Origin of the sequence: Nostoc cf. edaphicum LEGE 07299 (assembly GCF_015207245.1) — a bacterium.
Classification (GTDB): Bacteria; Cyanobacteriota; Cyanobacteriia; order Cyanobacteriales; family Nostocaceae; genus Nostoc; species Nostoc edaphicum_B.
In genome coordinates, this window is the sequence record NZ_JADEXF010000071.1 from 1 (window position 1) to 9,221 (window position 9,221).

The window sequence follows — 9,221 nt, forward strand, 5'->3', positions numbered from 1 at the left end:
CCCCAATGCATCGGGGGGATTGAGGGGGGTAATTCGACTTGTGTACCATATATTTCCCCCCAATGCATCGAGGGGATTAAGAGGGGTAAATCCAGGGTTTGGGCTTCATTACCAAGATGTGTGTACACCGTAGCCCAAGCTTAGGAGAGGGATTTAGGGTAAGGGCTTTTGATAAACATAATTTTGCGCCACTTTCCAATAGCGCGAGAACCGTTTCAAGTCAATATAGCCCTCATAGTCAAAAAATGGTTCTACCTCTAACACTTCCACTGCTATAGAACCCTTCATTTGATTACATATATCATCAAACCGGGGACTAGGACTATTGGCTGTGACAACTAAATTGGCATCATGTTCTTGAGCAAAAGCTAAAATTTCTTGTGCCACATCGCCACGACGGATAACAACGGGTAACTCTAACAAGCATTCGTAGATAAAAGCAATGCGTTTGAGACTCAGTTGCCATTCCTCTATCAAAGCCTCATCCCAAACCCAGATAGCTGGGGCATCGGGGTATTTTTGCAGCACAGGGTTGTATGGACTGAGGCAATCTCCATGTACCCAAACAATTGATTTATTCATTTCAATACCTTAGCCAAAATAAGAGTATGAGGAGGTAGGGCTGACGTAGTAGATGTTATTGTCTCTCACAACATGGTCAACATTGATTGGACTGTGAAAGAGAGGGGTATCACAGATGTGCGCCCTTACGAGGATCTATTTTTTTGTACCTCACCCATGCGGGAACCGCTATAAGACATCTCCAAAAAACAATATAAAAGACTTGTGCAGTGAGGGTTGATACCTCATTCTGGAGATATCTATAGATATGAACTTAATGCGATCGCTAATTTAATTCCGAAATTCACCTCAACTAGACTGTAGCATTTCCAAGAGAACCAATGGAGTAATTGCACCATGAAAAACTTCAAAATTGTGACATTAGGAGCATCAGGCGCAGGAAAAACTGTATTCCTAGCTAGTATGTTTAAGGCATTATCAACTCAGAAAAACTCTAATTTTAAGCTTGATGTTGAAGATCCAGACAAACGAAAATTACTAAACTCCACCTATACACAGATACTGACTGGAGATACTTGGCCTCCTGGAACAAAAAACATTTCCGAATGGACATTTACTTGCCAAGTTCAAACAGAAGATTTTGATAAATTCAATGCTTGTCAATTCACTTACTTTGACTACGCTGGAGGTCGCCTAACTGATATAGAGAAGGATGAGGACTTGGAAAATGTCGTACAGCAAGCTGATACAGTTTTAGGATTACTAGATGGTCAGAAAATATATGCTTGGCTGAATGGTAGCGATCAACTACGAGCCAATATATTTTTAAGTACGGATTTACCCAATATTCTCAAACGGATGCAGCAGCTTACAGTTCCAGTTCACTTTGTTATTACTAAGTGGGATGTTCTGGATCAGAAGTTTACCCTATCTCAAATACGTGAAAAACTTCTCACTATTCCGGCTTTTGCACAATTAATCAAAAGTCGAGGTGAAGCAGGTTCTATTGTCCGAATTATTCCAGTTAGTGCTATCGGGTTGGAATTTGCTACTCTGCAACCAGATGGAAGTATGAAAAAGAATCCAGGTAAGATTCCATTTCCCTTTTTGCTTGAAGCGCCTATATCCTGTGTTTTGCCAGATAGACTACAACAATTGCATAATGAAAAACAAGCACAAGAAAAACAACTCGAACAACAAATTAAGAAAATGGATGATGGCAATATTGTGGTTGGTACATTAATTGGTAGCCTAGATTTTTTAGGGATTGGATTAGATGGATTGGGGCTACTTCTAGAGATCGACGATACGGCTGAAATCAGAATGGCTAGATTGTTTACTAAAGCAACTTCAATGGTTACTTCTTTGGTGAAAGGGGGAATAAAAGGAATTAATGAAAAAATAAGTAAAGGCTCTCGGAAAAAGAAAGAAACTACGCTCAAATTCGTTAAAGACGAACAGTCTGCTCTAATACATGCAATGAACGTCTTTTATGATTTTGAGAAAGATTTAATAGATAGTTTTCCAGATTCAAAATTAGTTTAGACCTATATCAATAAATCTCCTAAAGATGCAATGAATAACTACAGTATTATTACTCTCGGAGCATCTGGCTCTGGTAAAACAATTTTCTTGGCTAGTCTTTTCAAGGTATTTTCAACACAAGGAAAATTTGGCTTTTCTCTAGATGTTCAAGACAATTCTAAAAGAATGGTTTTGAATAAGATATTTGCAGATTTGACTACAGGAGAACAATGGCCTTCAGGCACTAGAAATATTTCTGAATGGGCATTAACTGCCTATGTAAATAACTCAGGAATATCTAAGATTCCAGCCTGTAAAATCACCTATGTTGATTATAAGGGAGGTCTAATCACAGACGTATCAACAGAAGATGAAGAAAATTACGGCGGTTACAATAATTTGGAAACCTACGTTAAAGAAGCGGATGCAGTTTTAGTAATCTTAGATGGTCAAAAGCTACTTTCTTTGATGCAGGATCGCGACTTAACTAATAAGGTTGTTTTCAGATGGCTAAACGAAGACCTATCGGCCCTCATGCAAATGGTCGATAAATGCAATAAATATATTCCCGTTCATTTCATCATTAGCAAGTGGGACTTACTTGAAGGTAGCTACTCTCTAGCAGATGTAAAAAAACGCTTGCTGAATAATGTTTCTGAATTTTATAACGTAGTTGACAATAGGAGGAAAGTAAGTTGTCCGGTACGTTTGATTCCTGTCAGTTCTTTAGGTAAGGGTTTTGCTGTCCTACAACCTGATGGACAGATGAAGAAAGTTTCAGTCAATCCACATCCAATGAATGTAGAGTGTCCTCTAGCTTTTGCTTTGACGGATAAGCTACCAAATCCAGGCAGATCGAAACAAAAGCCTTTCAAACTCACAGTATGGGATTGGATTGTCATTGCAATTTGTATTGCTTTCATTCAACCTAGCAATGGGTTAATGCTGGTTATTGCTATTGTTTATTTTGGGTTTCGTCTATTGAGGAACAAGAAGCAAAGATTAGATGAAATTTCATCGAGTGAGCAGGCATTTGAACAAATTCTGAGTAAATGTGAAGAAATTAAGAAACAATTCAATGCTGACTTTCCTGACTCCGATCTTGCTAAAATCCCCTCTTTTAAATCTAGGTAATAAGTATTATGACAATTCAAGCTTGGACTTTTCTCGTTAGCCGAAATCAGTCAATCGACTACAAAACTGTAGTCGCACCTGATTTCATTTCTGAAGCTAAAATTCGCAGTTTGCTCACTAAAGTTACAGAAGAAGATTTTACTGAAAGTGGGCGAATAAGTATTCGTGAGGTAAATGGCTCTGAAATTGGCAACTTTACTGTTGTTTTTCGTTCGGTTAAAGCCAGAAACAACGACATAGGAGAGGAGGGAAATGAAGTATTAAAAGATGCAGTTGGGAGAGAAATTTATTGGGTGGAGGGACTCGTTTTTCAAAAAAATTTGTCCGAAATGCAGTATAAAATTGGAGAAAGTCATCTCGATCGAGCACATAGAGAACTACAAGAGAAGTATCGTGAGTTTTGGTATGAGGATAAGCTCAGTATTTCCTATGTGATTAATTTGGTAAAAGTTACATCTGAGTCAGACAACAGGTTTAGAGTGATAGAGCCATTGGTGATTACATTAAGACCTCAATTAGCAGAGTATCAATTACCAAAAAAAAAAGAACTTAAAAACTATAAATATCCTCACGGTAAACCTATGAGAAACAAAACAAGTTTATTTAGACTTGTTTTGATTGCAATTACAGCACTATTATTGACTGGTATAGTTTGGAAAGTTTGGTCGGACTCGCAGTCAAAGATATGCCTGTATGTTACTCGAGATGTACAAATTGAATTTCATCTGCCAAATCAAACTCTCTCATCACCAAAGGTATTACCTGGAATTGAGGGGCTTAAAAAATTAAAAAAAGAAAACGAAGCAGCTTGGATATTGCTAAACGGTTCTTTGGAGGTAGAAAAATCTCTTGCCAATCAGATTAAAACTGAAGTAGACAAACAAAAAGAAAGAACACTAAAAGCCGGGAGTCTTACAATAGTTCCAGATGGAAAGACCTCATCAAAATTAAACATCAAGAATCACCCGATTGACTTAGCGATCGCCCTACTTCAAAATAAAACGGTTACTAGCGGCAAACTTCAGGCAACAATAATTGAACCAATTTCGCAAAAAGCATCGTTCTGTAATGCTTTAAAAATGTAATTATTTACTCAAATTTGCCAAGCAATGCTTATAGCGATAAGCAAGCTTTGAGCAATATTTAACAAAGTCTCAAGGAGAAGTGTAGCCTGAGTTAAGGTAAATTCAGCATAACAAATGTGTAGCCACCAGCCACTCTATTTACGTAGGCGACCAGGAAATTGGCATCCACCAACAATACCTTCGCCAATTTACGAGGGTGAGTTAATGTATTAACTCCCTTTTCTCTAAGGCTTGGCAAAAACAATAAGTCCTAAAAATTCCTTTTAGGTTGAGCGCAAGGTTTTTTTATGTATTGCCCGCAGTATAAAGGGTTTGAAAGTCCAAGCTCCCTTGTCAGCTCAACGCTCATGTATCGGTCATTTTGCCAGTTTTGCCAAAATTTTTGTAGGCTCTTATTTTGGCAAAGGTATTGTCATTTTTTACCTTTCTTTCCACGCTGCCAACTTTGGCTATTGGCTTGTTTACTAAATTCCCCTTTCGGAAAAAGTCGCTGTTCTAATTCTTCATAACTACCTTCAAAATCACAATGACCGTAAAGGGGACATTTTTGGCAATAAACGCCTTTTGTGTAGCGTTCTAAGTTCTCACGATTGAAAAAATACGGTTTCTGACTAAAAGTGCTAGCAACCCACTGCCATGACATATTATTACTAGCAGGATCTCCATCTAACAGGTGTTCAAGAAACCACTTGGCTCCTGCTTGCCAACGAATACGCCGCCAATGGACAATATAAGCAGCTAGCCACATTCGTGCGTGGTTATGTAGATAACCAGTTTCTCTCAAATCACGACTGAAACTGTCAATGCAAACTCTGCCTGTAGTTCCTTCTCTGATATCTTGCGGCAATTCGGGTGCATATTCGTCCACAGTATAACCAGTTTTGTACTCTTCCTGGTCTTTCCAGATTTCATCCCCCAACTTCATATACAAGCGTTGCCAATAGTCGCGCCAACCTAACTCGTTAATTAGTTTTGTAGCATCCTCTTGTTGCTGTACCTGGTTGAGGATGTAATCTCGAATTTCTCGCAAACTCAAAACACCATAGCGGATGTAAGGCGAAAGACGCGTGATAGCACCTGTGAAGAAATTACGTGTTTGGGCGTAGCGAAGGGGGTCGATTTTTTCCAGCACTGTTTGTGCCGCTTTGCGTCCCCCCACAGTTTCGCTGATGTCGTTATCGCGTTCTGCTGCACCTGGGAATTGTTCGCTTAGGTAGGCTACCAACTCATCGCGGTTGGTAAATTGGCGTTGCATATCTTTAGGCATTGTCAGCAAATATGAATGGTTACGTGCGTAGGCGATCGCTCAATATATGTACAATTCTAAAGCGATATCCACGACGAGCTACGCTTACGCAATCTCTCACGCATCATCATGAGCAACATTCCCCAAGTTGGACAACCAGCGCCAGATTTTTCCACCCCTGACCAAAATGGTAATGCAGTCACTCTCGACGACTTCAGCAGTCAGTGGGTTGTCCTCTACTTCTACCCCAAAGATGACACACCCGGTTGTACCACCGAAGCGAAAGATTTCAGCGAGTTGTATCAAGACTTCAGCGAACTGGGAGCAAAAATCTTAGGCGTAAGTCCAGATTCAGGTAAATCCCATTGTAAATTTATCAGCAAACATAACTTGTCAATCACCCTTTTAAGTGACCCAGAACATATTTTGACAGAAACCTACGGTGCTTGGCGTTTAAAAAAATTTATGGGCAAAGAATATATGGGTGTTGTTCGCTCAACCTTTCTAATTTCACCTGATAAAATTATTGTCTATACTTGGCCTAATGTGAAAACCAAAGGTCACGCTCAAGCAGTTTTAACTAAATTACGGGAATTAGCAGCCACCTAACGCAACTGAATGCAGGTATAGTTTACAACAATGCTACGTAATATTGCTCTAGAAACTGCCAGCGTGATGATTAAAGTAAATAATTAGACTTTTTGCAATTTCAAATAAACATGGTTCAATTTATCCAAGCACAAAATGTCGGGCTTGCCTACTTGGAAGAAAGATTTAGCCTACAGCTAACCGAAGATGAGGCATTCTTCACAGAATGGGTTGAAAATTTACCGGGAATTACAGATTTAGAAAAACAAGATTTAGATAAAATAAAACTTCATTTTCTCCGTTTAGTCAAGCGTCCTCCTCTGTCAGAAGAAACGGTTAAATTAGTAGTTTTATCTCCTTTACTCAATTTAGCTGGATTTTTTGATGAGCCTTTTTATATGAGAGGCGAGGAATCAATAGAAATTTCTGCTGAAGATGAAGGAGAAATCATTAGAGGTAGAATTGATATTTTAGTTATTCAAGAAAAATTCTGGTTGTTAGTAATTGAATCTAAAAGGTCTAGCTTTTCTCTTTTAGAAGCCATACCTCAAGCACTTGTTTATATGCTTGCTAATCCTAGTCAAGACAAACCTACTTTTGGATTAGTAACAAATGGTAGTGATTTTATTTTCCTGAAACTTACCAAAGAGAATCAGCCAAAATATGCTATGTCTGACCAATTTACACTTTTGAAACGAGAAAGTGAACTGTATCAAGTTCTAAGTGTATTAAAAAATTTGAGTCAAAGTTTGAGTTAATAATAATTATGTCTATTCGTCCTATATACCTTGATTGCCACGCTACTACAGCTGTAGATGAACAGGTATTAGCAGCAATGCTCCCCTACTTCACAGAAAAATTTGGCAACCCAGCAAGTATCGGTCATGTTTATGGTTGGGAAGCAGAAGCTGCTGTCAAACAAACGCGAGAAATTTTAGCAGCAGCAATCAATGCCACACTAGAAGAAATTGTTTTTACCAGTGGTGCAACAGAAGCAAATAATCTAGCTATTAAAGGTGTTGCTGAAGCTTATTTTAAAAAAGGTCAGCATATTATTACTGTTGCCACTGAACATAGTGCAGTAATTGACCCTTGTAATTATTTAAAAAGTCTCGGTTTTGAAATTACTATTCTCCCTGTCCAAAAAGATGGATTAATTGATTTAACTGAGTTAAAAAAAGCTTTCCGTCCTGAGACGATTTTAGTGTCGGTAATGGCTGCAAATAACGAAATTGGCGTGTTACAGCCTTTGGCAGAAATTGGGGAAATGTGCCACGATCACCAAATCCTATTTCACACCGATGCCGCCCAAGCTATTGGTAAAATTCCCTTAGATGTGCAAGCGATGAAAATTGACTTGATGTCTTTAACAGCACATAAAGTATATGGCCCTAAAGGCATTGGAGCGCTGTACGTCCGCAGACGAGATCCTAGAGTAAAACTGGCTCCCCAGCAGCACGGCGGCGGACATGAGCGGGGAATGCGTTCTGGTACATTGTATACACCGCAAATCGTCGGCTTTGGCAAAGCTGTAGAAATCGCTTTAGCTGCACAAGCGACAGAAACCCAACGCCTCACCCAATTAAGACAAAGATTATGGGAACAACTATCGCAAGTTGAAGGAATTCATCTCAACGGACATCCTCAACAGCGATTGGCGGGAAACTTGAGTATTAGTGTTGAGGGAGTGGATGGAGCCGCACTTTTGCTAGGATTGCAGCCAGTAATGGCAGTTTCTTCTGGTTCAGCTTGCTCGTCAGCAAATACTGCTCCTTCCCATGTTCTCACAGCCTTGGGACACCCCCAACAGCTAGCTTATGCCTCGATAAGGTTTGGCATTGGCAGGTTTAATACAGAAGAGGAAATTGATATTGTGGCGAAACATGCGATCGCTACCATTCAAAGTTTACAAAATAAACGGTAAGCATAAAAGCCGGCAGAGCCTCTTTTTTGGGCAATTGTATCTTTAAGAAGAGATATTATCTGTGCGATCGCCCATATCAAAAACATTAAATTCAATCCCTTCTAACTTCAGCCTCAAAGCCTCTAATAAGAGGTTTACCCTTTCTTCAATAAAAATGGTTAGGGCGTGTTCAGGAAGTGCATCGGCTCTTGACCATTCAAGAATAATCGTCGGTATAAGATGAGAGCGTAGCACTGTTTCTAAATCAGGCTCGTCATATTCTTTGAGATAATCTAATGGATTTTTATCGCTAATTTTCAAATTAGTGATTTGAGACAAATAGGCAATATTCATCAAGCTGTCACATTCTATTTGACTAGCAATGCCACTTTGCTTAATAAAGTTAACTGGAAATATATGGTGTAAGTTAGGCTTATCTGTTAGCAAATAATAAACATCAGACAAAATATCTCTATGAGGTTTTGCCCAATCTTGCGGCTTGTGGTTCGCATAAAGTGATAGTATTGCTCTGGATAAACGACCTCTATAACTGTAGAAAGATTTTCTTACCGAATTCTTATCAATATCAAATTTATTGAATGAGTAAGTACTATTAGCCTTTTGTTGATTAACAAAGTATATATGTTCCCAGAGATGAGTAGTGTTTGTTAATAAATCTGCATTATGAAAACTATAATACCAAAAATACTTATTTAAAAAACTATAATCTGGTTTATCATTCCGATAAAAGTATGCTGTAATAGTCAGGTATAAATATCGGTAAGGGATTAATCTTCCACCTTTAATATGCAAAATATTATCAAAGAAATCAAAAGTTTTAGCAACGGCTATTTTAAAATTAGACCATACAGCTTCAATATGTTCTGTTTTTAGCTTATTAAGATACATATCAGTAATATTTTGTATCCCAGCTTCGGGAAATTCAAGTTTTACTACTACAGCTAGCATCTGGAGCAATGTCCAATTATCAATACTGGCATATTGACTACTAGAAATACTTTTTTTAAATTGATCAAATAATTCACGAAGATAGAAACCAGAGATATTATTTGTCTTATTTTCAGAACGAAAAGTCTTAGCAACTACAATATCAAAAATATCCAAGGGTTTGCCAGCTTGATTAATCCGCTCAAATATTTGACACACTTCTGCAACTTCAACACCTCTTAACTCAATAAAGGAAATTTTGTAATTATCC

9 protein-coding genes are annotated in these 9,221 nt (G+C 38.3%); 6 read left to right on the forward strand and 3 right to left on the reverse strand.

Annotated features, from left to right (window positions below; genetic code table 11):
* Positions 1–153: 153 nt before the first annotated feature.
* Positions 154–582 carry a universal stress protein gene (locus IQ229_RS03585; RefSeq protein ID WP_194041347.1) on the reverse strand — a complete coding sequence of 143 codons (429 nt, stop codon included), beginning with the start codon at positions 580–582 and terminating at the stop codon, positions 154–156.
* A 336-nt stretch (positions 583–918) separates the two neighbouring features.
* Here IQ229_RS03585 and IQ229_RS03590 point away from each other — a divergent pair, with 336 nt between their 5' ends.
* The 3 genes from IQ229_RS03590 to IQ229_RS03600 are packed head-to-tail and all read left to right on the forward strand — an operon-like array spanning position 919 to position 4,265.
* A complete protein-coding gene (locus IQ229_RS03590; RefSeq protein ID WP_194041349.1) occupies positions 919–2,067 on the forward strand; it encodes a TRAFAC clade GTPase domain-containing protein in 1,149 nt (382 codons plus the stop codon).
* Positions 2,068–2,097: 30 nt separating this feature from the next.
* Entirely contained in the window at positions 2,098–3,180 is a 1,083-nt protein-coding gene (locus tag IQ229_RS03595) for a hypothetical protein (RefSeq protein WP_194041351.1), read from the forward strand.
* An 8-nt stretch (positions 3,181–3,188) separates the two neighbouring features.
* Positions 3,189–4,265: a hypothetical protein gene (locus IQ229_RS03600; protein ID WP_194041353.1), complete on the forward strand. Its 1,077-nt coding sequence runs from the start codon at positions 3,189–3,191 to the stop codon at positions 4,263–4,265.
* Between the two features lie 412 nt (positions 4,266–4,677).
* Here IQ229_RS03600 and IQ229_RS03605 read toward each other — a convergent pair whose 3' ends face one another.
* Positions 4,678–5,532 (reverse strand): FAD-binding domain-containing protein, encoded by an 855-nt coding sequence (locus IQ229_RS03605; RefSeq protein WP_194041355.1) that lies wholly within the window; start codon positions 5,530–5,532, stop codon positions 4,678–4,680.
* 108 nt (positions 5,533–5,640) lie between these two features.
* Between IQ229_RS03605 and bcp the strand changes: the two genes are divergently transcribed.
* The 3 genes from bcp to IQ229_RS03620 all read left to right on the forward strand — a co-directional run bounded on the left by bcp (position 5,641) and on the right by IQ229_RS03620 (position 8,023).
* On the forward strand, positions 5,641–6,120 hold the full coding sequence (gene bcp, locus IQ229_RS03610) for a thioredoxin-dependent thiol peroxidase (RefSeq protein WP_194041357.1): 480 nt from the start codon (positions 5,641–5,643) through the stop codon (positions 6,118–6,120).
* Between the two features lie 110 nt (positions 6,121–6,230).
* Positions 6,231–6,857: a type I restriction endonuclease gene (locus IQ229_RS03615; protein ID WP_194041359.1), complete on the forward strand. Its 627-nt coding sequence runs from the start codon at positions 6,231–6,233 to the stop codon at positions 6,855–6,857.
* Positions 6,858–6,865: 8 nt separating this feature from the next.
* Positions 6,866–8,023 (forward strand): cysteine desulfurase family protein, encoded by a 1,158-nt coding sequence (locus IQ229_RS03620; RefSeq protein ID WP_194041361.1) that lies wholly within the window; start codon positions 6,866–6,868, stop codon positions 8,021–8,023.
* Positions 8,024–8,065: 42 nt separating this feature from the next.
* Here the strand turns inward: IQ229_RS03620 and IQ229_RS03625 are convergent.
* On the reverse strand, positions 8,066–9,221 hold a 1,156-nt coding region (locus tag IQ229_RS03625), incomplete at its 5' end, for a hypothetical protein (protein WP_228013082.1).

Bases quoted from the DNA above. Each gene is read 5' to 3' on its own strand.
- IQ229_RS03590 (WP_194041349.1), top strand. From the start codon at position 919: ATGAAAAACTTCAAAATTGTGACATTAGGAGCATCAGGCGCAGGAAAA.
- IQ229_RS03595 (WP_194041351.1), top strand. From the start codon at position 2,098: ATGAATAACTACAGTATTATTACTCTCGGAGCATCTGGCTCTGGTAAA.
- IQ229_RS03615 (WP_194041359.1), top strand. From the start codon at position 6,231: ATGGTTCAATTTATCCAAGCACAAAATGTCGGGCTTGCCTACTTGGAA.
- IQ229_RS03605 (WP_194041355.1), bottom strand. From the start codon at position 5,532: ATGCCTAAAGATATGCAACGCCAATTTACCAACCGCGATGAGTTGGTA.
- IQ229_RS03600 (WP_194041353.1), top strand. From the start codon at position 3,189: ATGACAATTCAAGCTTGGACTTTTCTCGTTAGCCGAAATCAGTCAATC.
- IQ229_RS03585 (WP_194041347.1), bottom strand. From the start codon at position 582: ATGAATAAATCAATTGTTTGGGTACATGGAGATTGCCTCAGTCCATAC.
- bcp (WP_194041357.1), top strand. From the start codon at position 5,641: ATGAGCAACATTCCCCAAGTTGGACAACCAGCGCCAGATTTTTCCACC.
- IQ229_RS03620 (WP_194041361.1), top strand. From the start codon at position 6,866: ATGTCTATTCGTCCTATATACCTTGATTGCCACGCTACTACAGCTGTA.